Origin of the sequence: Variovorax sp. 679 (assembly GCF_003952185.1) — a bacterium.
Lineage (GTDB): Bacteria > Pseudomonadota > Gammaproteobacteria > Burkholderiales > Burkholderiaceae_C > Variovorax.
In genome coordinates, this window is record NZ_RXFS01000007.1 from 153,769 (window position 1) to 176,039 (window position 22,271).

A 22,271-nucleotide genomic window follows, 5' to 3' on the forward strand; every position below is an offset into this window, starting at 1 on the left:
GACTGGAAGTCGCCAAACACCCAATCCACTCAGGACGCCCAACCGGATGAACACCCATAAGCATGCCCGACTTACCTTTGCCCGCCGAATCGAGATGGTCAAGCAGATGACTTTGGAAGGCTTGGATGCCGTGAGCGCTGCAGCTGCGCACGGTGTCACTGCACCCACGGCCAGGAAGTGGCTTGGGCGGTACTTGGCAGGCGGAGAAGCCGCCTTGGCCGATGCATCTTCCAAGCCAGCACGCTCGCCCAGGGCCATCGACTCGGGTAAGGCCTTGCTCATCGTCGAGCTGCGCAAGCGTCGGATGTTGCAGGCACGCATTGCACGCAGCGTGGGCGTCTCGGCCTCGACCGTTAGCCGCGTGCTGGCGCGAGCAGGCATGTCCAAGCTGAGCGACCTGGAGCCTGCCGAGCCGATCGTGCGTTATGAGCACGAAGCTCCGGGCAGTCTGCTGCATATCGACACCAAGAAGCTTGGACGCATCGTGCGACCCAGCCATCGCGTCACGGGCAACCGGCGCGACTCGGTCGATGGGGCAGGCTGGGAGACGCTGTTCGTGGCGATCGATGATCACGCCAGGGTGGCCTTCACCGCCATGCATCCAGACGAGAAGCAGGCGCAGGCAGCCCTGTTCCTGCGCAATGCCGTGGCTTATTACGCCCGCTTGGGCATTGCCGTGCAACGACTGCTGACGGACAACGGTTCGGCGTTCCGCTCGCGAGAGTTCAGGTCGACTTGCATCGAACTCGGCATCAAGCACAGCTTCACGCGGCCCTACCGGCCGCAGACCAACGGCAAAGCCGAGAGGTTCATCCAGTCCGCGTTGCGTGAGTGGGCCTATGGCTGGACCTACCAGAACTCAGCCCAACGAATCGACGCCTTGGCAGACTGGCAGCACCACTACAACTGGCATCGCCCGCACAGCGGCATTGGCGGCATCGCACCTATGTCCAGACTCAACTCGTCAAGAAACAACCTCTTGACGCTTCACAGCTAGTTCAGGAGACGCTCGGGATTCGCGTCGAGCTTCGCCAGCGCTTCGCGCGTGGCGCGCACCGTGAGCGTTTCCTCTTCGGCCGGCACCAGCAGGCCGGCCTGCAGGTAGGTCGCCAGGCGCCCGGCCTGGATCAGGAAGCTGCGTCCATCCCCCGACGCGAAAAGATGCAGCTGCTTGCGCTCGCTGCGCCAGACGAACTGGACCTGGCTCACGCGGTCGTTGTGGTCGAGCATGAACCAGTTGCCCACCTGCAGCTCGTGCGCCCAGCTGATCATGTCCTCGGGCACCTTGGCACCGGCGGTGTCGGGAATGACTTCGATCGACGCAGCGTCCACGCCCAGCAGCAGTTCGATGCTCTGGGCGTCGAGCGGCAGGTCGGCGGTGCCGCCCACGTCGCTCACGAAGTCTTCGAGGTGCGCCAGGCGCTCGGCCATGGCTTCGATCTTGGCCTGCGGAATCGCCTCGGTCTTCGACAGGAAGGCGTCGGACAGCGTGGCGCCGATGATCTTGATCTGCGCTTCCTGCGGCTCGTCGACGATGCCCAGCAGCGCCATGCCCTGGCGCAGGCGCTGCAGCAGCTGCGGCAGGTCCTGAATGACGCGGGCGCGGTCGGTGCGGTTGGGCTTGGCGCTCGCGGCCCACACCAGCTCGGAGGCCACGCGCTTGAGCATCACGGTCTGCTCGCCCTGCGCGCCATAGCGCAGCGCGGCAATGGCGAGCACCTCGGCCCAGATCTTGAAGAGGAACTCCCGGATCTCGTCGCGCACCGGCATGTCGTTCAGCATCTTGCGCAGCTCGATGGTGTACTGGATCGCCATCGTTTCCTTCTGCTCGACCTGCTGCGCCACGCTCATCACGCGCTGCGTGGTGTCGCTCTGCGTCAGGTAGCGGTTGAGGAAGGCGACGAATTCGTCGAATACCAGCTTGAATACGCGCTGGCCGGTCTCGGGGTACTGCTCGATCACCTGCACCACGCGGCGGATCTCGCCTTCGAGCGCGCTGCCGGTGATGGCGGCCGCGTCGAAGCCCATCACGCACGAGCCCATGCGGTCGATCAGCATGCGCGCGGGATGCTGCAGGGTGCCGAAGAACTCGGGCTCGGCGATGGCCACGCGCAGAACCGGCATCTGCAGGCGCGCGAACCACACGCGGGCCGAGAACGGGATGCGCTCCTCGGCAAGGATCGCCTGGAACATCAGCGCCACGATCTCGACCGTGGCCTTGTCGGCCGTGGTGGGCGCGCGCTTTTTGAGTTCGGCGGTGCGCCGGCGCAGGTCGACGGCCGTCTGCTGCATCAGCGTGGCCTGTTCGCCCGCGCCTTCCATGTACTGCGTGGCGGCCATGCGGTAGGCGACCTCGGCTTCGGCAATGGCGCCCGCGAACGTCCTGGAGAAAGCGCGCGGCGCCCCGCCGCCCTGGCCCGGCTGGCCGCCCGGGCCCGTGGCACGGCCGTCCCCGCCTGCTCCCGCTGTCTGGAACGGCCCGGCGCCGCCGCCCGCATCACCGCCGATGCGTGCCGTCACGAAGCGCTTGAGGCTCAGCAGCGCGGTCTGGGCACGCTGCCGCGCAATCGTCAGCGGCGAGGTGCTCATGGTCGACGTGGGGGCCGCGGTGGTCGGCACGGACATCTGCTGGGGATCGAAGCTGAAACCGGTCCGCTGCATGTTCTGGGGCGCACCGGAGATCCCGCTGTCGACCGGAGCGGCACCCGATCCGCCACCACCGCCGCCGCTTCCCCCTGCGCTGCCCGTGCGCCGGACAAAGCTCTTGAGGTCGATCTCCTGCATCACGCCGTTGGCGATCAGGTAGGCGTTGGCGTTCTCATAGGCCTTGACGATCACGTCGACCAGGCCCTGCTGCACGGTGTCCTGCACGCGGGTCCAGAGACCGCGGCTCAGGCCCACCGCGAGCCATTGCTCGACCAGCAGCTTGGCCAGCGTCTCGGGCTTGAGCACGTCCTTGGCGTCGAGTTCGGTGGTGCCTTCGAGGTGCTGGATGCGCAGGCGCAGGTCGCTGAGCTCGAAGCTGGCCTTGTCGTGGATCAGCTGGGCGAGGCGCGAGGAGAGGATGTTGCTCTCGACCACCTCGTCGCCGATCAGCTCGAGCCGCAGCGCCGAAGGCATGCTCGACGCGCCGCCGGAGGCGGCCAGCGCCTTGCGCCAGCCAGTCTGGGAAAGCGTGACCCACTGCGTGGCCTGGCCCTGGAACGCGACGAAGTCGTCGCGGTTCTCCTGCATGGCGCGGGCGGTGCCGGCCTCGGTGGCCAATGCCGTCAGCCGGTCCCGGATCGCGCGGGCCAGCGGCACGATGGCGCCTTCCGTGGCCGATACGAAACGCTCACGCGTCTCGCGTGCGAGCTGCAGGGAAGAGGCGGACCGCGCAGTGCTCATTGAAAAATCGGAAGGGCCAGGGTGGTCTGTTCGTCGGCAACAACCGCGAGCTTGCATCGGGACGGGCTACCGCACAAGTGTGGAAGTGCCCGGCGTTGCATGCGAACCGCGGTGGCGGTGTTGCCGCCGCCGTCCTGTTGTTGAACCCTGAAGTATCCGTCAGACGACGGCGCCGGCGTTCGGGTCGTCCTCGGAGCCGCCGTCGCGCTTGGCCGGGCCGCCCTTGACCAGGTCCTCGCGCTTCACGCCCAGCCACATGGCGATCGCCGCCGCCACGAAGGCCGACGAGTAGATGCCGAAGCAGATGCCGATGGTCAGCGCCAGGGCGAAGTAGTGCAGCGTAGGGCCGCCGAAGAAGAACATCGACAGCACCACCAGCTGGGTGGAACCGTGGGTGATGATGGTCCGGCTGATGGTCGAGGTGATCGCGTTGTCGATGATCTCGGTGGTCGACATCTTGCGGTAGCGGCGGAAGTTCTCGCGGATGCGGTCGAAGATCACGACCGATTCGTTCACCGAGTACCCCAGTACCGCCAGCACCGCCGCCAGCACCGCCAGCGAGAACTCCCACTGGAAGAAGGCGAAGAAGCCCAGGATGATCACCACGTCGTGCAGGTTCGCCAGAACAGTAGCCAGCGCAAACTTCCATTCGAAGCGGAACGCCAGGTAGATCATGATGCCGACGACCACCATGGCGAGGGCCTTCAGGCCGTTGGTGGTGAGCTCGTCGCCCACCTGCGGGCCGACGAACTCGTTGCTGCGCAGCTCCACCGTGGGCTCGGCCGCCTTCAGCGCGTTCATCACCTCGGCGCTCTGCTGGGCGGAGGTTGCACCCTTCCTCACCGGCAGGCGGATCTGCACCGACTTGCCGAAGCTCTGCACCTGCACTTCGGTGTAGCCCAGCGTGCCGACGATTTCACGGACCTTGCCGACGTCGGCCGACTGCGTGTAGGCGACTTCCATCACCGTGCCGCCGGTGAACTCCACCGACAGGTGCAGGCCGCGGTGGAACAGGAAGAACACCGCCAGTACGAAGGTGACGACGGAAACGATGTTCAGCACCACCGCGTGGCGCATGAACGGGATGGTCTTGTGGATGCGGAAGAATTCCATGGCTGTGCGTCCCTTTTGCCTCTTACTTCGTCTCGGCCACGGCCGTGCCGTCAGCCGCGGGGCGCCAGACCGTGCCGATGGACACCGTCTTGAGCTTCTTCTTCTGGCCGTACCAGAAGTTCACGAGGCCGCGCGAGAAGAACACGGCCGAGAACATCGAGGTGACGATGCCGATGCAGTGCACCACCGCGAAGCCGCGCACCGGGCCCGACCCGAAGGCCAGCAGCGCGATGCCCGCGATCAGCGTGGTCACGTTGGAGTCCAGGATGGTGCCCCAGGCGCGTTCGTAGCCCGCGTGGATGGCCGCCTGCGGCGACGCCCCGTTGCGCAGTTCCTCGCGCACGCGCTCGTTGATCAGCACGTTGGAGTCGATGGCGACGCCGATGGCCAGCGCCATGGCCGCGATGCCGGGCAGCGTGAGCGTGGCCTGCAGGATCGAGAGGATGGCCACCAGCAGCATGAGGTTGACGGCCAGCGCGATCGACGAGAACAGGCCGAACAGCGCGTAGTAGATGCACATGAACACCATGATCGCGGCGAAGCCGTACATCACGCTGTCGAAGCCCTTCTTGATGTTCTCCGCACCCTGCGTCGGGCCGATGGTGCGTTCCTGGATGATTTCCATCGGCGCGGCCAGCGAGCCGGCGCGTAGCAGCAGCGCGAGGTCGTTGGCCTCGGCCACGGTCATCGAACCCGAGACCTGGAAGCGATTGCCGAGTTCGCCGTTGATCGAGGGAGCCGTGAGCACTTCGCCCTTGCCCTTCTCGAAGATCAGCATGGCCATGCGCTTCTTGTAGTTCTCGATGCTGACCTGCTTCATGATGCTGCCGCCCTTCGAGTCCATGGTCAGGTCAACCTTGGGCTGGTTGCTCTGCTGGTCGAAGCCGGGCTGCGCGTCGGTGAGGTTCTCGCCGGTGACGAGCACCTGCTTCTTCACTATCACCGGTCGACCGGAGCGGTCGAGGAATTTCTCGGAGCCGAAGGGCACCGGGCCGCCGCTCAGTTCGGCGGCGCGGCCTTCGGCGCTTTCGTCCACCATGCGCATTTCGAGCGTGGCGGTGCGGCCGATGATCCGCTTGGCCTGGGCCGGGTCCTGCATGCCGGGCAGCTGCACGACGATGCGGTCGATGCCCTGCTGCTGGATTACCGGCTCGGCTACGCCGAGTTCGTTGATCCGGTTGTGCAGCGTGGTCACGTTCTGCTTGAGCGCCGCGTCCTGGAAGCGGCGGGCGGCTTCGGGCTTGATGCTCGCCACGATGCGCCATTCGTTGCCCTGCTGGGTCTCGACGGTGCTGAGGTCGGGCATCTGGTCCTGGATCAGGCGCCGGGCGATTTCCACGCTGTCGGCGTCGCGCAGCGTGACCTCGACGGTCTGGCCGTTGCGGTTCACGGCACTGCCGCGCACCTTCTTCTCGCGCAGGCTCGAGCGGATGTCGCCGGCGAAGGACTCGGCCTTCTTGTCGAGCACGCCGCGCATGTCGACCTGCAGCAGGAAGTCGACGCCGCCGCGCAGGTCGAGGCCCAGGTACATCGGGAAGGCATGCAGCGCCGTCAGCCACGAGGGCGAGCGCGACACGAGGTTCAGCGCCACCGTGTAGGAGGCGTCGTCCGCGTCGGGCACCAGCGCCTGCTGCAGCGTGTCGCGCGCCTTGATCTGGTCGTCGGTGGTGGCAAAGCGCGCCCGCACCGCGGTCGGCTCGAGGCTCAGCAGGTCGGGCTCGAGGCCGGCTGTCTTGAGCAGCTCGTGCACCTTGGCCTGGGTCGACGCGTCGATCTTGACGGTGGACTTCGCCGCCGACACCTGCACCGCAGGCGCTTCACCGAAGAAATTGGGCAGGGCGTAGATGAGCCCCACGAGCAGCACGACCACGATGATCGCGTACTTCCAGACCGGGTAACGGTTCATGAGAAAGCGCTTTTTCTGAAACGGAACACGGCGTGATCTGGGGCCTGCGCCGCAAGGCGCAAGGTTCAGCTCACGCTTTTATTTGACGGCGCCCTTGGGCAGGACCTGCACCACGGCGCTGCGCTGGATCTTGATCTCGACGCCGTTGGCGATCTCGAGGCCGAGGTACTGGTCGCCCAGCGAGGTGATCTTGCCGAGCACGCCGCCGGCGGTGGCGACTTCGTCGCCCTTCGCCAGGGCCTCGATCATGGCGCGGGCTTCCTTCTGGCGCTTCATCTGGGGCCGGATCATGACGAAGTACAGCACCACGAACATCAGCACCAGGGGCAGCATGCTGCCGAGCGAGGACATCATGTCGCCGCCGCCTGCAGCGGGCGCGGTCTGGGCGAAAGCAGAGGAAATGAACAAGAGAGTCTCCAGCAGAGGGAAGAGAAAGAAAACGTATGGAAGCGCGGGCGACACCCGCAGTCCCTTGGGCTTCGCGGCTGCGTGGGATGCAGGCCGGGAGTCAAAGCGCGGCGGGGCTCGGCCGCGCACAGCACCGGGCATTGTATTCGGCGCGGATGGCCGCTTTGCGCGCTTATCCGGCGCAGTGGGGAGGGCTTTCCTGCAATCGGGATCGACCGCGCCTTGCTACGCTTTCAATAGCAAAGAGCGCCCGTGGGGCGCCCTCGATACGATCAACCGGACCTGAAGATCAGGCCGCCGCGCGCGGCGCCTGCGGGTTGCGCCACCTGGACATCAGCTCGCTCCAGCGGGCGCGGGCCGCCGCCAGGTTGCGGTCCTTCACGTGGCCGTAGCCGCGGATCTGCTCGGGCAGGCCGGCGATCTCCAGCGCCAGCGCGTGGTTGTCGGCACGCAGGGCGCCGATGACTTCCTCGATGCTGGCGCGGTATTCGCCGATCAGCGCGCGCTCGGTCCTGCGTTCTTCCGTGCGGCCGAAGACGTCGAGCGCCGTGCCGCGCAGGCCCTTGAGCTTCGCGAGGAACCTGAAGCCGGTCAGCATCCACGGGTCGAACTTCTGCTTCTGCAGCTGCCCCTTGGAGTTCTTCTTCGCGATGATCGGCGGAGCCAGGTGGTAGTTGAGCTTGTAGTCCCCCTCGAACATGCCCTCGACGCGGTCGAGGAAGGCGCGGTCGGTGTGCAGGCGGGCGACTTCGTATTCGTCCTTGTACGCCATCAGCTTGAACAGGTAGCGCGCGACAGCCTCGGTCAGCGCCATGCTCTTGCCGGCGGCCGACTCGGCCTGCTGCACCTTGCCCACGAACTGCCTGTATTCCTCGGCATAGGCCGCGTTCTGGTAGCCCGTCAGGAACTCCACGCGGCGCGCAACGATGCTCTCGACCGATTCGCGCTTCTTGAACTCGATGACCTGGCCCGGGCGCACGCGCTTCTGCAACTCTTCGGGACGCACCGCCGCCTGGCGGCCCCATTCGAAGGCCGCCTTGTTGTTCTCGATGGCCACCGCGTTCAGCTCGATGGCGCGCATCAGCGACTCGTGCGCCAGCGGGATCCAGCCCTTCTGCCAGGCGTAGCCCAGGATCATCGGATTGACGTAGATGGTGTCGCCCATCAGCGTGGTCGCGGCGGCATCCGCGTCGAAGCTGCCCACGCCGTCGATGCCCACGGCGCGCGCGATCTCGGCGGCGCAGGCTTCTTCCGGGTTCTTCCAGTTGGCGTTGCGCACGAAGGCGGCCGTCGGCGAGCTGTGGCTGTTGAGCGCCACGTGCGTGCGCCCTTCGCGCATGCGCGCCATGGTCTCGGCGTTCACCGTGACCAGCGGGTCGCAGGCCAGGATCAGGTCGGCCGCCGCCGTGCCCACGCGCGTGGTGCGGATATCGTCCTGCGTGTCGCCGATGAGCACATGGCTCCAGGTGGCGCCGCCCTTCTGCGCGAGGCCGGCCGCATCCTGCGTGACGATGCCCTTGGCCTCGATGTGCGCGGCCATGCCCAGCAGCTGGCCGATGGTGATCACGCCGGTGCCGCCGACACCCGCCACCACCACGCCCCAGACCTTGCCGCCGGCCAGCGACGGAATCGCGGGCTCGGGCAGCAGGCCGAACTCGGCCGGCGTGCCTGCCTTGTTCTTGCCCTTCTTCCTGAGCTGGCCGCCCTCGACGGTCACGAAGCTCGGGCAGAAGCCCTTCAGGCAGCTCATGTCCTTGTTGCAGCTGCTCTGGTTGATGGTGCGCTTGCGGCCGAACTCGGTCTCCAGCGGCTCCACGCTCAGGCAGTTGCTCTGCACGCTGCAGTCGCCGCAGCCTTCGCAGACCAGCTCGTTGATGACCACGCGCTTGGCCGGATCGACGGCCGTGCCGCGCTTGCGGCGGCGGCGCTTCTCGGTGGCGCAGGTCTGGTCGTAGATGATGGCCGTGGTGCCGGCGATGGCGCGGAACTCGCGCTGCACGTCGTCGAGCAGGTCGCGGTGCTTCACCTGCACGTGGTCGCCGGGGATGTTCACGCCCTCGTACTTCTCGGGCTCGTCGGTGACGATGACGACCTTCTTGGCGCCCTCGGCATGCAGGCTCTCGGCGATCTGCAGCACCGAATGGCCCTCGGGCCGCTCGCCGACCTGCTGGCCGCCGGTCATGGCGACCGCGTCGTTGTAGAGGATCTTGTAGGTGATGTTCACGCCCGCCGCGATGCTCTGGCGAATGGCGAGCAGGCCGCTGTGGAAGTACGTGCCGTCGCCCAGGTTGGCAAAGATGTGCTGGTCGGTCGTGAAGGGCTGCTGGCCCACCCATGGCACGCCCTCGCCGCCCATCTGCGTGAAGCCGATGGTGGAGCGGTCCATCCAGGTCGCCATGAAGTGGCAGCCGATGCCGCCCATCGCGCGCGAGCCTTCGGGCACCACGGTGCTGGTGTTGTGCGGGCAGCCCGAGCAGAACCAGGGCTGGCGCGTGGCGTCTGCCACGCCGGTGGAGGCCTGCTGCACCACCATCGAGCGCTCCTTGGCCTCGAGGATGGCGAGCTGCGCGTCGATGCGCGCGGTCATGTCGGCGCCGGCTGCCGCCAGCAGGCCGGTCTTCTTCAGGCGCGTGGCGATGGCCTTGGCGATGAGCGCCGGGTTCAGGTCGGCGTTGGCGCGCAGCAGCGTGTGCGCGGTCGGGTTGGGCATCGACCATTCGCCGCCCGAGTAGCCCTCGGCCGCGTGCACCTCGCCCTCGTCGAACTTGCCGACCACGTTGGGCCGCACGTCGGAGCGCCAGTTGTAGAGCTCTTCCTTCAGCTGGTATTCGATGACCTGGCGCTTCTCTTCCACCACCAGGATCTCCTGCAGGCCTGTGGCGAACTGGCGCGTGAGCTGCGCCTCCAGCGGCCACACCACGCCCACCTTGTGCAGGCGGATGCCGAGCTGGCGGCAGGCCGCGTCGTCCAGGCCCAGGTCGATCAGTGCCTGGCGGGTGTCGTTGTAGGCCTTGCCGCTGGCCATGATGCCGAAGCGGTCGTTCGGGCCCTCGATCACGTTGTGGTTGAGCCGGTTGGCGCGGATGTAGGCCAGCGCGGCGTACCACTTGTAGTGCATGAGCCGGGCTTCCTGCTCCAGCGCATGGTCGGGCCAGCGGATGTGCAGGCCGCCGGGCGGCATCTCGAAGTCGGTGGGAATGACGATCTCGACGCGCTCGGGGTCGATCATGGCCGTGGCGCTCGACTCGACGATCTCCTGGATCGTCTTCATGCCCGACCACACGCCCGAGAAGCGGCTCAGCGCGAAGGCGTGGATGCCAAGGTCGAGGATTTCCTGCACGTTCGCCGGGAAGAACACCGGCGTGCCGCAGGCCTTGAAGATGTGGTCGCTCTGGTGCGCGGCCGTGCTGCTCTTGGAGATGTGGTCGTCGCCCGCCACCGCGATCACGCCGCCGTACTGGGTGGTGCCGGCCATGTTGGCGTGCTTGAACACGTCGGAGCAGCGATCCACGCCCGGGCCCTTGCCGTACCAGATGCCGAAGACGCCGTCGAACTTGTTGGTGCCCTGCGGAGAGAAGCCCAGTTGCTGGGTGCCCCAGAGCGCGGTGGCGGCCAGCTCTTCGTTCACGCCGGGCTGGAAGACGATGTTCTGTTCCTTGAGGAACTTGCTGGCCTTCCACAGCGCCTGGTCGTAGCCGCCGAGCGGGGAGCCGCGGTATCCGCTGATGAAGCCGGCGGTGTTCTTGCCGGCCTGCTGGTCGCGCAGCCGCTGCAGCATGGGCAGCTTCACGAGGGCCTGGACGCCGCTCATGAAGGCGCGGCCGTAGTCGAGGGAGTATTTGTCGTCGAGCGTGACGGTTTCTAGGGCCTTGCGAATGTGCGCGGGTAGCGGTGCATTCATGTCGTCTGTCTCCGTTTGGCAGGGCCTCGTGGGCCTGGCTGTTTCTGGGTCTGTGCCCGGGTAGGGCACGAGCCCATGATCCCGCAAAGTGTATGCCGGGGTCCGCGACAGGTGTTTGCGTTCTTTGCCGGGAAAAACGCGTATCCAGAAAGAATCTTGCTTAACATCGCCATCCATGGAAAGCATTGACAAGTTCGACCTCGCAATCCTGCAAGAACTGCAGGCCGATGGGCGCCTCACCAACGCCGAGCTTGCGCAGCGCGTGGGCCTCTCGGCGGCGCCCTGCTGGCGCCGGGTGCGCGCGCTGGAGGAGGCGGGCTTCATCAAGGGCTATCACGCCGAGATCGACCGCCACAAGATCGGGCTGGGCGTGCTCGCCTTCGTGCGCGTGGACACCGAGCGCGTCACCCACGAGGCCACGCGCAAGCTGGAGGACGCGATCCGCAAGCTGCCCGACGTGATCGCCTGCCACTACATCAGCGGCACCGGCACCTTCGAACTGCAGGTGGTGGCGCAGGACCTCGACAGCTTCTCGGCCTTCGCGCGCCAGCACCTCATGAACCTGCCGAACGTGAAGGACCTGCACACCAGCTTCTCGCTGGGCGAGGTGAAGGCCAGCAGCGCGCTGCCGCTGGGCCACCTGGGCAGCGCCGCCCGGCAGCGCGCGTCCTAGCCCTCAGGTCAGCGCCGTTCGCTCCGGCTGGCATCGCGGATCGCGCGGAATTCGGACCCCGGCCCCCACTCGGGCCAGCGCCGGCTGTTCGCCAGCGTCTCGCCCACGCGGTAGAGCAGCGGCAGGTCGTGCGCCATGCCGGCGAAGGACCAGTCGGCGCGCCATTCGTCGGCGGGCTGGTGGTAGCGATCGGCGGTGTAGGCCTTGCTCGCCGCTTCGCCGGCCGCGAGACCGCCTTCCACCAGATCGTTGCCCGAGGCGAAGGACAGCGCAGGCACGCCGCGCTTGGCGAACGAGAAATGGTCGGAGCGGAAGAAATGGCCGGCCTCGGGGTGCGGGTCCGTCGCGTAGGCCAGGCCGAAGCCCCTGGCCTGCTCGACCAGCAGGTCCTGCAGCTGCGAGACCGCGCTGCCCGAGGTGCTGAAGTTGCGCGCAGTGCCCTCGGGGCTGAGCGCATCCATGTTGATGACGGCCACCGTCTTCTCCAGCGGGTACAGCGGCCTGGCGCCGTAGAACTCGGAGCCGAGCAGGCCGCGCTCCTCGGCCGTCACCGCCAGGAACACGACCGAGCGATCGGGCTTGCTGCGCGCGCTCGCGAAGGCGCGGCCCATCTCGATCAGCGCGGCCAGGCCGGTGCCGTTGTCGACGGCGCCGTTGTAGATCCGGTCGCCCTTCGCGTCGGGCGCGCCCACGCCCAGGTGGTCCCAGTGGGCGCTGTAGATCACCGTCTCGCCCGGGTGCCTGCGGCCCTCGACGCGGCCCACCACGTTCTTCGAGACGATCACCTGCCGGTCGATCGCGTACTCGGCCGACAGGCTCGCGTCCTTCAGCAACTGGGGCTGGAACTCGCGGGTCTGCGCGAGCTTCTTCTGCGCCTCGAAGTCCAGCCCGGCGCGGCGCAGCAGGTCGACCGCCACGTCGCGCTGGATCCAGCCCTCCAGCTTCGGATGCACTGCCGCCGGCTTGTCGCGCTCGATGTCGAGCATGGTCGCGGTGTTGGAGTTCTTGACCGTGGCCCAGCCGTAGGCGGCGGGAGCGGTCTCGTGCACGATCAGCACGCCCAGCGCACCGCGGCGCGCGGCCTCCTCGAACTTGTAGGTCCAGCGGCCGTAGTAGGTCATGGCCTTGCCGCCGAAGTCGCCGCTGCCGGTCTCGAAGTCGGGGTCGTTCACCAGCACGACGGCGATCTTGCCCTTGAGGTCGACGCCTTTGTAGTCGTCCCAGCGCCGCTCGGGCGCGCTGACGCCGTAGCCCACGAAGACCAGCGGCGCCTGCTGGATCGAGACCGCCGTGGAGCCGTCGAGCGCCGCACGCACCGCGATCTGCTCGCCCTGCGCCAGCGCGTCGCGCTGCGCGCCCACCTGCAGCGTGATCTGCGGCGTGCCGCGGAACTCGGTCTTCACCAGCGGCACCGATTGCGTCCATGTGCGGCGGCCACCCTCGAGTTCCCCGCCGGGCACGAGGCCGGCGGCCTTGAACTGGGCCACGAGGTAGTCGACCGTCTTCGCCTCCGCCGGGGTGGCCGGCGCGCGGCCCTCGAAATCGTCGCCCGAAACTGTCTTCACGATCTGCGACAGGCGCTGCGGATCGAAGCGCGGCGCCGGCGGATCGGCCGCCCGCGCGCCCGTGGCGCTCCATGCAAGGCCGATGCCGCAGAGAAGAGAAGCAAGCCGGAGGGTCGTCATGCAAGGCTCCTGAACAGGGAAGCCCCGGATGCTAGCCAGCGGGCACCGGTCGCTCTTCGATGTCCTTCATCCCGCCCGGAGAACCTTAGTTAGCCCGCGTCCGCGAAGGAACCCAAAGGGACAAAAGAAAGGGGCCGGCCCCACGAGAAGGCCGGCCCCGATCAGCCGAAAGCTCGCGCGCCCGGACGCTCAGAAGGTCATTTCCTTCTCGACGTCCTGCAGCTTGCGGCGGGCCAGCGCCAGGTTCGACTTGGCCTTGTCCAGCACGAAGTAGATGAACACGCCTTCGTGGCGCGCCATCGGGCGCAGCAGGTGGTACTGCTTGCCGAGGGTGATCAGGATGTCCTCGATGCTGTCGTTCAGGCCGAGGGCGCGCATGGTCTTGAGCTTGGCGCGCATCACTTCGGTATTGCCCGCGGCGGCCACTTCGAGGTCGACGCCGGTACCGATGGAGCCCAGCATCATGCCGCTGGAAGAATCGACCACGGCCGCGCACAGGGCGCCGTCGGCGGTCAGGAGGTTTTCGAGGTTGCTCTGGATCGAAGCCATTTGAAGGTTGTCCTGTAGGTCATGCGAATGAAGGGATGAAGCAGGGGCGTCGCATGCAAACCGCCACCGCCGGCAGATCAGGGGGCTTCCAATGCGCGCACGCAGGCAGCGGTCCGGTACATCACCTGCGCGAGCACCGCGCCGGCGTCGGCGATGACGTTCACCACCAGCTCGGTTTCGCCGTTGCGCACAGGGCTGACAAGCGCGAAGCCGTTGTCGGTGGTCACCGTGATGCCGGTGCAGCGGCCGAGCCGGGCCTCCTGCGACACGACGGCGCCCATGGCGGAAATCGAGCTGGCCATCGCGGCGATGCGCGAGGCCTGGAAGTCGCGGATGCTGGCGCTGGCGATCTCGAAGCCGTCAGGCGTGGCAACCACCACCGAGGCGACGCCGGTCGTCTCGTCGAGCAGGCGCCGGACTTCTTCCGCGGCGCGCGCCCTGATGGCGTGGGGAATCCTCATGGCGCGACCTCCTCGTCGAGCACCTCGATCTGCATCAGCAGCGTTTCGATCAGCGCGACCACGTCGTCCCTGCGGCGCGGGTCCACCGCCAGCATCGGAAACACCAGCCCGCGCGCGGCCAGCGCGCCCGCGTAGTCGTCGAGCGTGGGCGAAGGATGCGAGGACATGCGGCTCACGCCGAGCGCGCACGGCATCTTGCGGATCGCGTCCGCGAAGCCGTCGAGGTAGACCGCCAGGTCGGCAAGCGGATCGGGCCGGCTGTTGTCGATCAGGATCGCCAGGCCCAGCGCGTCGCGCACCAGGATCTTCCACACGAAGTCGAAGCGGGCCTGCCCCGGCGTGCCGTACAGGCGCAGCCGGTCGCCGTTGTCCAGCGTGACCTGGCCGAAGTCCAGCCCGACGGTGGTGGTGGCCTTTGCGACCGAGGTGTCGGCATTGGCGACATCGGTGCTGATCGGCGCGGTCTCGCTGATGGCGGCGATGGCGGTCGTCTTGCCCACGCCCATCGGGCCCGTGAAGACGAGCTTGTATTCCCTCATTTCCACTCCCGCTCAGGCCAGCCCGAGGCGCTGGCGGATGCGCGAGAGCAGGCCCTGCTTGCGCCGCGCGGCATCGCCGCCGGCCGGCGCGCGAGAAGGCACCGGCGCCTCCTCGGCCCAGGCCAGGGCGCCTTCGCCGTCGAGCAGGCCGAGGAAGGTGCTGCACACCTCGACGTCGACGCGGCCGAGCACGCTGAGGCTTTCCGCCGACTGCGTGCTCCTGGAAAGCGCGGCCGCCAGCCGGACGAAGGCCGGATGGCGCTGCAGGGTCGCCTGCGAGGGCCAGCGCACCAGCGAGGCGCGCATGCTGGCGGAGCGCTGCGCGGCGCGCGGTGCGTCGCCGGACGGGGTGCCCGGCCCGACCTGGTTGAGGAGCTCCACCAGTTCCTCGGCATAGATGGGCCGCGCGAGCGCGCGGCTGGCGCTCGCGGCGGCGGCACCGCCGCGGGCCACCATGGGCACCACGAAGCGTGCCCTGAGCGCCTGCCACTCGGAGGCCGGGACATCGCCGTCCATCAGCAGCAGATCGCAGGATCGCGATTCGCTGACAGTCCAGCGCGAACGGAGATTGGAGCTGAGGCGCACGATGATTCTCAGGAGCTCGACCTCAACCTGAGGGAGCCCCAAGACGCCCAGAACGAGAGACATACCTTCTTCTTCCCTGATGACTTGTTTTCAAAGGTTTGCCATTGTTATTCCTGTTAACTATTGGTGTATTGCAAATCGGGCCACCCCCTGAAATTGGGGCAGGCAACGAGAAGAAATCCACAGCATTTGTTACCAGGCAGGGTCTCGGCACCACATCCGCGCACGCCGGGATGTAACAGGGGGCCGGCGGCCGGGAGCCTAAAATCCCGCTCCTTTGCCCTTTTTGGGCGGCCTTGGCCGCCACTTCCCGGAGATAACCCCATGAACCGCATCCGGCGCGCCCTGTCGCTCGTTCTTCTGGCCACCAGCGCGGCCTTCGGCCTGGGAGCCCAGGCCCAGAACCGCGAACTCATCGTGGCCTCCAGCGCCACCTACGCGCCCTTCGCCTTCGAGAACAAGGACAAGCAGATCGTCGGCTTCGACATCGACATCATCAATGCCATCGCCAAGCAGCAGGGCCTGAAGATCAAGATCGTCAACACGCCCTTCACCGGCATCTTCGGCGCGCTGAACAACGGCGACGTCGACCTCGTGATCTCGGGCGTGACCATCAACGAGAAGCGCAAGCAGAGCTACGACTTCACGCCGCCCTACTTCGCGGCCCGCCAGCTGATCGCGCTGCCGAAGAACAGCAAGGTCGCCTCGCTGAAGGACCTGGCCGGCAAGAAGATCGCCGTGGTCAGCGCCTCCACCGCCGACGACATCGCCTCGCGCGAATTCGGCAAGACCAGCCCCGACATCCGCCGCTTCGAGAGCACGCCGCTCATCATTTCCGAGCTGGCCGGCGGCGGCGTCGATGCCGCCATGGGCGACAACGGCGTGATCGCCTACCGCGTGGCGCAGAACCCCGATCTGAAGACGCTGGACGACAAGTCCTTCCCCGAAGAAGGCTTCGGCATCGTTGTGAAGAAGGGCGACAAGCCCCTGCTCGACAAGCTCACGGCCGGCCTCGCCGCCATCCGCGCCGACGGCAGCTACGTGACGATCTACAAGAAGTGGTTCAACAAGGACCCGAACGTGCGCTGAGCCGCACGGCATTTCATTGAATACGGCCGCCCTCCAGCGGCCGTTTCGTTTTCGGTCGACAAGAGAGAGTTGAGGACGCAGGCATGGAACAACCGGTGCTGCTTTTTGGATGGTTCCGATGGGACATCCTCGTGGAATACAAGGACCTGTTCTGGCAGGGCGCATGGATGACGCTGCGCATGACGGTGGTCTGCGTGCTGCTGGGCGCGAGCTGGGGGCTTTGCCTCGCGCTCGCGCGGCTGGCGCACCCGCGCCACGCACCGTGGACCTGGGTCGCGCGCTTCTTCCTGCGCTGGCCGGCCACGGTGTACGTGAGCTTCTTCCGCGGCACGCCGCTGTTCGTGCAGATCCTCCTGATCCACTTCGCGGTGATGCCGGTGTTCATCCACCCGACCTCGGGCATCCTGATCGACGGCGAGCTCGCGCGCACGCTCAAGCAGGAGCATGGCGCGCTCATCTCGGGCGTGGTCGCGCTCACGCTCAACTCGGCGGCCTACATCTCCGAAGTGTTCCGCGCGGGCATCCAGTCGATCTCGCGCGGGCAGTTCGACGCCGGCCGCTCGATCGGCTTTTCGCCCGCGCAGGTGATGCGCTACGTAGTGCTGCCGCAGGCCTTCCGCCGCATGCTGCCGCCGCTGGGCAACAACGCCATCGCGCTGCTGAAAGATACGTCGCTGGTCTCCGCCATCGGCCTGGCCGAACTGGCCTACGCCGCGCGCACCGTGGCGGGCGCCTATGCGCGCTACTGGGAGCCGTACCTCGCGATCTCGGTGATCTACTGGGTGATGACGCTGGTGCTGACGACGCTTCTGCGCCGCCTGGAGCACCGCCTCGCACGCAGCGACAGGGGATAGGCCGCCAACAGGCCGCGCCACAATAGCGGCACATGCCGCCCATATCCCCCGAAGAGACACCGATCCCCCCGGCCCGGCCGCAGCCAGCGAAGCTCGCGGCCCTCGAGCCCCTCAGGCTCCCCGTGTTCCGCATGCTGTGGAGTACCTGGCTCGTCGCCAACATCTGCATGTGGATGAACGACGTGGCCGCCGCGTGGATGATGACCTCGCTGACCACCTCGCCCATCTGGGTGGCGCTGGTGCAGTCGGCCTCCACGCTGCCGGTGTTCCTGCTGGGCCTGCCCAGCGGCGCGCTGGCCGACATCCTCGATCGTCGGCGCTGGCTGGTGGCCACGCAGTTCTGGCTGGCCGGCACCGCCATCGTGCTGTGCGCCGCGTTGGCGCTCGACCTCATGACCGCGCCGCTGCTGCTGGCGCTCACCTTTGCCAACGGCATCGGGCTGGCGCTGCGCTGGCCGGTGTTCGCGGCCATCGTGCCTGAGCTGGTGCCCCGGCCGCAGCTGCCGGCCGCGCTGGGCCTGAACGGCATTGCGATGAACGCATCGCGCATCGTCGGCCCGCTCACGGCCGGCATGCTGATCGCGAGCGCGGGCAGCATCTGGGTCTTTGCGCTGAACGCAGTGCTGTCGGTGGCCTCGGGCTTCGTGGTGCTGCGCTGGCGGCGCGAGCACACGCCCAACCCGCTGGGCCGCGAGAAGCTCATCAGCGCGATGCGCGTGGGCGTGCAGTTCGTGCGGCAGTCGCAGCGCATGCGCGCGGTGCTCACGCGCATCTCGATCTTCTTCTTTCACTCGACGGCGCTGCTGGCGCTGCTGCCGCTGCTGGCGCGCAACCTGCAGGGCGGCGGCGCGGGCACCTTCACGCTGCTGCTGGCCGCCATGGGCGCGGGCGCGATCATCGCGGTGCTGTTTTTGCCGCGGCTGCGCCAGGCGCTGGGGCGCGACCAGCTGGTGCTGCGCGGCACGCTGCTGCAGTCGGGCGCCACGGCCGTCATGGCCTTCGCGCCCAACGCGTGGATCGCGGTGCCGGCGATGTTCTTCGGCGGCATGGCGTGGATCACGGTGGCCAACTCGCTCTCGGTGTCGGCCCAGCTCGCGCTGCCCGACTGGGTGCGCGCGCGCGGCATGTCGATGTACCAGATGGCGATCATGGGCGCGAGCGCGATCGGCGCGGCCATCTGGGGGCAGGTGGCCACGGTCACCTCGCTGGTCTCCAGTCTGTCAGTGGCCGCCATCAGCGGCACGCTGCTGATGCTCGCGGCGCTGCGCTGGGTGACCGACGTGAGCGGCGAGGACGACACCAGCCCCGCGCAGGCCGGCTGGGCCGTCGGGCCGCCGACGGAGGCGCCGGAGGAAAACGGCCGCGTGGTGATCACCGTCGAATACATCATCGAACCCGCGCGCGCTGCGTCCTTCCACCTCGTGATGCAGCAGACGCGCCGCGCGCGCCTGAGCCAGGGCGCGATCGGCTGGGAGCTGCTGCACGACATCGCGCAGCCGGAGCGCTACGTGGAGCAGATCGTCGACGAATCGTGGACCGACCACCTGCGCCGCTTCAACCGCGCCACCGCGAGCGACATGGCGCTGCGCGAGCGCCGGCTCGCCTTCCACATCGGCGAGGCGGGGCCGGTCATCACGCGCTACATCGTGCGGCGCTGAGGGGCCCGCAGCCACCACCACCTTCAGTGGAAGAACAGCAGCCGCGTCAGGAAGGTATGGCCGGCCTCCGCCGCCATCAGCCCGACCAGGACCAGCAGGCACAAGGGCGGCAGCAGGATGGCATAGACCAGCGCCAGCCGTTCCCAGGCCATGTGCATGAAGACCGCGACGATCAGCCCGGCCTTCAACAGCATGAAGGTGATGATCAGGACCCAGCGCAGATACCCCTGGAAATGGAAGTAGTCGACCAGGTACGACATCGTGCTGAGCACGAACAGCAGCCCCCATATCTTGAGATAGAGGCCGATCGGATGTTGCTGGCCAGTAGCGGGGTTCATGGTCGTCCTCACCAGAGATAGAACAGCGCAAAGATGAACACCCACACCAGATCGACGAAATGCCAGTACAGGCCGGCGATCTCGACGATCTGGTAGTTGCCGGCCCTGTCGTAGTCGCCGCGCATCAGCTTGAAGGCCACGGTGAACAGGAAGACCACGCCGGCCGACACATGCAACCCGTGAAAGCCCGTGATCATGAAGAAGGTCGAGCCGAACTGCGCCGCGCCCATCGGGTTGCCCCAGGGCCGCACGCCCTCCTCGAGGATCAGCTTGGACCACTCGAAGGCCTGCATGCCGACGAAAAGCTCGCCCAGCGTGCCGGTCACGAGCATCAGGGTGGCGGCGTTCACGCGGTCGCGACGGTAGGCGAAATTGACGGCCATCGCCATCGTGCCGCTGCTGCTGATGAGCACGAAGGTCATGATCGCGATCAGCAGCAGCGGTATGTCGGCCCCTGCGACATGGAGCGCGAACACCTCGCTCGGGTTGGGCCACGGCACGGTGGTCGAGACGCGCACCGTCATGTAGCCGGTCAGGAAGCAGCTGAAGATGAAGGTGTCGCTGAGCAGGAAGATCCACATCATCGCCTTGCCCCACGAGACGTGGAACGCCTGGCGATCGGAAGACCAGTCGGCAACCAGCCCGCGCCAGCCGCTCGCGGCGGCGGCGACGGCCGGGTTCGATGGCGTTGCCGCGATCGTCGAGGTGTTCATGGGACGCCTCCTCAGGATGTGCCGCAGACGAAGCGCGCCACTTCCGGCGTCACCCAGCCCAGCAGCCCGAACAGCACCAGCCACACCGCCAGCATGAAGTGCCAGTAGCGCGCGCACAGCGCGACGCGCCATGCGGCTGCGGCAGGATCGACCCATGCGACGCGCGCCGTCCATGCCCACCCGACCAGCCCACCCGCCAGGTGGAGCCCGTGCATGGCGGTCAGCAGATAGAAGAAGCTGCCCGCCGGATTGCCGGCCGGCATCACCTGCGCGCTCCACAGCACCTGCCAGGCCCACAGCTGCACGCCCAGGAAGGCCGCGGCGCCGAGGCCGCCGGCCAGCAGCAGGCGGCGGCTGCGCGCCGACCCGGCGTCGCGCGACGCGGCAGCTGCCCATTGCAGCGCCATGCTGCCCCCCACGAGCAGCGCCGAGCTGAGCCAGAGCTGCCACGGCAGCGCGATCGTCATCGAGTCGTCGCCGCTCATGCGCATCACGTAGGCCACGATGAAGAGAGAAAACAACGCGGTGGCCACGCCCATGAAAACCCACAGGCCGATGCTGGCCGCGCTCGCGCTCGCGTCGCGAGGACCACCGCCGCGGCCGACGCCGCGCACGCCCATGGAGGCGATGCCCGGGTTCATGCCGGTGCCCCTCGAACCCCGCCCTCGCCCTGCTGCGCTCCGGGCTCCTCGCCCCCGGCTTGCGGCGGTGCGTTCTGCGCGACGAAATCCTCCGCCGCACCCGGCACCCCGTAGGCGTAGGCCCACCTGTAGACCACCGGCAGCCGGGGGCCCCAGTTGCCGTGAGCCGGCGGCGTTTCGGGTGTCTGCCATTCGAGCGACGCGGCACGCCACGGATTGGCGTCGGCGCGCCGGCCGCGCCAGGCGCTCCAGGCGAGATTGGCGATGAAGATCAGCTGGCTCATGCCGACGATCAGCGCGACCACGGTGATGAACGTGTTCAGGCTGAATGCCGACTGCGGAATGAACTTGTAGCCGTCGAAGTTGTAGTAGCGCCGCGGCATGCCCAGCACGCCGAGGTAGTGCATCGGGAAATAGATCGCGTAGGTGCCGAGGAACGTGATCCAGAAGTGCAGCCGGCCGAGCCGGTCGTCGAGCATGCGGCCGGTGATCTTGGGGAACCAGTGATAGATGCCGCCGAACACCACCAGCAGCGGTGCCACGCCCATCACCATGTGGAAGTGCGCCACCACGAAATAGGTGCCGGAAAGCGGAATGTCCACGCTCACGTTGCCGAGGAAGAGCCCGGTCAGCCCGCCGATGACGAAGGTGCACACGAAGGCCAGCGCGAACAGCATCGGCACCGACAGGTGGATGTCGCCCCGCCACAGCGTCAGGAGCCAGTTGTAGACCTTGATCGCGGTGGGCACCGCGATGACCAGCGTGGTGGTCGCGAAGAAGAAGCCGAAGTACGGGTTCATGCCGCTCACGAACATGTGGTGCGCCCAGACCACCACGCTGAGTCCGCCGATGGCCACGATGGCCCACACCATCGTGCGGTAGCCGAAGATGCTCTTGCGCGCGTGCACGCTGATCAGGTCGGACACGAGGCCGAAGGCCGGCAGCGCCACGATGTAGACCTCGGGATGGCCGAAGAACCAGAACAGGTGCTGGAACAGCAGCGGGCTGCCGCCCTTGTAGTTCGTCACCTGCCCCATCGACACCAGCGCCGGCATGAAGAAGCTGGTGCCCAGCGTCCGGTCGAGCAGCAGCATCACGCCGCTGACGAACAGCGCCGGAAAGCCGAGCAGCGCGAGGATGGTGGCAACGAAGATGCCCCACACCGACAGCGGCATGCGCAGCAGCGTCATGCCTTCGCAGCGCGCCTGCAGCACGGTGGTCACGTAGTTGAGGCCGCCCATCGTGGTCGCCACGATGAAGATGAGCAGCGACACCAGCATCAGCACGATGCCGCCCGCATGGCCCGGCGTGCCGGGCAGGATCGATTGCGGCGGATACAGCGTCCAGCCCGCGCCGGTGGGGCCGCCCTCGACGAAGAAGCTCGCCATCAGAACCACCACCGAGAGCAGGTAGACCCAGAAGCTCAGCATGTTGAGGTAGGGGAAGACCATGTCCCGCGCCCCCACCATCAGCGGAATCAGGTAGTTGCCGAAGCCGCCGAGGAACAGCGCCGTGAGCAGGTAGATCACCATGATCATCCCGTGCATGGTCACGAACTGGTAGTAGCGCTCGGCGTTGATGAACTCGAACTGACCGGGAAAGCCGAGCTGCAGCCGCATCAGGTTGGACAGCACCAGACCCACCACGCCCACCGCGATGGCCGTGCAGGCGTACTGGACCGCGATCACCTTGTGGTCCTGGCTCCAGATGTAGCGGGTCAGGAAACTGCGCGGCGCGGGGTGCCCCGCGTCATCGGCGTGGGACACGGCGT

General features: G+C 67.3%; 19 protein-coding genes. 5 read left to right on the forward strand and 14 right to left on the reverse strand.

The features are described from left to right. Window positions 1-46 precede the first annotated feature (46 nt). Window positions 47-997, forward strand: coding sequence for an IS481 family transposase (locus EJO71_RS19170; RefSeq protein WP_125950433.1), 951 nt, complete (start codon window positions 47-49; stop codon window positions 995-997). Here the strand turns inward: EJO71_RS19170 and EJO71_RS19175 are convergent. The 5 genes from EJO71_RS19175 to EJO71_RS19195 all read right to left on the reverse strand — a co-directional run bounded on the left by EJO71_RS19175 (window position 994) and on the right by EJO71_RS19195 (window position 10,715). Next, window positions 994-3,387, reverse strand: a complete 2,394-nt coding sequence (locus tag EJO71_RS19175) for a DUF1631 family protein (RefSeq protein WP_125950432.1) — start codon at window positions 3,385-3,387, stop codon at window positions 994-996. The genes EJO71_RS19170 and EJO71_RS19175 overlap by 4 nt on opposite strands. A 159-nt stretch (window positions 3,388-3,546) precedes the next feature. Next, on the reverse strand, window positions 3,547-4,500 hold the full coding sequence (secF, locus tag EJO71_RS19180) for a protein translocase subunit SecF (RefSeq protein ID WP_125950431.1): 954 nt from the start codon (window positions 4,498-4,500) through the stop codon (window positions 3,547-3,549). A gap of 22 nt (window positions 4,501-4,522) precedes the next feature. Beyond that, on the reverse strand, window positions 4,523-6,406 hold the full coding sequence (gene secD, locus EJO71_RS19185) for a protein translocase subunit SecD (protein ID WP_125950430.1): 1,884 nt from the start codon (window positions 6,404-6,406) through the stop codon (window positions 4,523-4,525). A 78-nt stretch (window positions 6,407-6,484) separates the two neighbouring features. Next, window positions 6,485-6,814, reverse strand: a complete 330-nt coding sequence (gene yajC, locus EJO71_RS19190) for a preprotein translocase subunit YajC (protein WP_125950429.1) — start codon at window positions 6,812-6,814, stop codon at window positions 6,485-6,487. 289 nt (window positions 6,815-7,103) lie between these two features. Beyond that, window positions 7,104-10,715 (reverse strand): indolepyruvate ferredoxin oxidoreductase family protein, encoded by a 3,612-nt coding sequence (locus EJO71_RS19195; protein WP_125950428.1) that lies wholly within the window; start codon window positions 10,713-10,715, stop codon window positions 7,104-7,106. 175 nt (window positions 10,716-10,890) lie between these two features. Between EJO71_RS19195 and EJO71_RS19200 the strand changes: the two genes are divergently transcribed. Further along, complete coding sequence (locus tag EJO71_RS19200) at window positions 10,891-11,388, forward strand: Lrp/AsnC family transcriptional regulator (protein ID WP_125950427.1); 498 nt, start codon at window positions 10,891-10,893, stop codon at window positions 11,386-11,388. Window positions 11,389-11,396: 8 nt separating this feature from the next. Here EJO71_RS19200 and EJO71_RS19205 read toward each other — a convergent pair whose 3' ends face one another. The 5 genes from EJO71_RS19205 to EJO71_RS19225 form a co-directional block, all read right to left on the reverse strand. Then, entirely contained in the window at window positions 11,397-13,073 is a 1,677-nt protein-coding gene (locus tag EJO71_RS19205; RefSeq protein WP_125950426.1) for a M28 family metallopeptidase, read from the reverse strand. 189 nt (window positions 13,074-13,262) lie between these two features. Next, window positions 13,263-13,622: a hypothetical protein gene (locus EJO71_RS19210; RefSeq protein ID WP_125950425.1), complete on the reverse strand. Its 360-nt coding sequence runs from the start codon at window positions 13,620-13,622 to the stop codon at window positions 13,263-13,265. A gap of 77 nt (window positions 13,623-13,699) precedes the next feature. Further along, the gene (locus EJO71_RS19215) at window positions 13,700-14,083 is read right to left on the reverse strand and encodes a roadblock/LC7 domain-containing protein (RefSeq protein WP_125950424.1); all 384 of its coding nucleotides are present in this window, start codon (window positions 14,081-14,083) and stop codon (window positions 13,700-13,702) included. Continuing rightward, window positions 14,080-14,622, reverse strand: a complete 543-nt coding sequence (locus EJO71_RS19220) for a GTP-binding protein (protein WP_125950423.1) — start codon at window positions 14,620-14,622, stop codon at window positions 14,080-14,082. The genes EJO71_RS19215 and EJO71_RS19220 overlap by 4 nt, the downstream gene beginning before the upstream one ends. A 12-nt stretch (window positions 14,623-14,634) precedes the next feature. Next, entirely contained in the window at window positions 14,635-15,207 is a 573-nt protein-coding gene (locus EJO71_RS19225; RefSeq protein WP_125950422.1) for a hypothetical protein, read from the reverse strand. A 324-nt stretch (window positions 15,208-15,531) separates the two neighbouring features. Between EJO71_RS19225 and EJO71_RS19230 the strand changes: the two genes are divergently transcribed. From EJO71_RS19230 to EJO71_RS19240, 3 genes are all read left to right on the forward strand, one after another. Then, window positions 15,532-16,296 (forward strand): basic amino acid ABC transporter substrate-binding protein, encoded by a 765-nt coding sequence (locus tag EJO71_RS19230; protein ID WP_125950421.1) that lies wholly within the window; start codon window positions 15,532-15,534, stop codon window positions 16,294-16,296. A gap of 83 nt (window positions 16,297-16,379) precedes the next feature. Next, complete coding sequence (locus EJO71_RS19235) at window positions 16,380-17,150, forward strand: amino acid ABC transporter permease (protein WP_125950420.1); 771 nt, start codon at window positions 16,380-16,382, stop codon at window positions 17,148-17,150. A gap of 32 nt (window positions 17,151-17,182) precedes the next feature. After that, window positions 17,183-18,808 (forward strand): MFS transporter, encoded by a 1,626-nt coding sequence (locus EJO71_RS19240; RefSeq protein WP_125950419.1) that lies wholly within the window; start codon window positions 17,183-17,185, stop codon window positions 18,806-18,808. Between the two features lie 23 nt (window positions 18,809-18,831). On the opposite strand, the gene EJO71_RS19245 is transcribed toward EJO71_RS19240, so the two are convergent. Genes EJO71_RS19245 through ctaD form a run of 4 tightly spaced genes read right to left on the reverse strand, consistent with a single transcriptional unit; the run spans window position 18,832 to window position 22,266 of the window. Beyond that, window positions 18,832-19,146, reverse strand: a complete 315-nt coding sequence (locus EJO71_RS19245) for a cytochrome C oxidase subunit IV family protein (RefSeq protein ID WP_125950418.1) — start codon at window positions 19,144-19,146, stop codon at window positions 18,832-18,834. Window positions 19,147-19,154: 8 nt separating this feature from the next. Continuing rightward, on the reverse strand, window positions 19,155-19,859 hold the full coding sequence (locus tag EJO71_RS19250) for a heme-copper oxidase subunit III family protein (RefSeq protein ID WP_125950417.1): 705 nt from the start codon (window positions 19,857-19,859) through the stop codon (window positions 19,155-19,157). A gap of 11 nt (window positions 19,860-19,870) precedes the next feature. After that, a complete protein-coding gene (locus tag EJO71_RS19255; protein ID WP_125950416.1) occupies window positions 19,871-20,500 on the reverse strand; it encodes a bb3-type cytochrome oxidase subunit III in 630 nt (209 codons plus the stop codon). Next, the gene (gene ctaD, locus EJO71_RS19260) at window positions 20,497-22,266 is read right to left on the reverse strand and encodes a cytochrome c oxidase subunit I (RefSeq protein ID WP_125950583.1); all 1,770 of its coding nucleotides are present in this window, start codon (window positions 22,264-22,266) and stop codon (window positions 20,497-20,499) included. The genes EJO71_RS19255 and ctaD overlap by 4 nt, the downstream gene beginning before the upstream one ends. Window positions 22,267-22,271 lie beyond the last annotated feature (5 nt).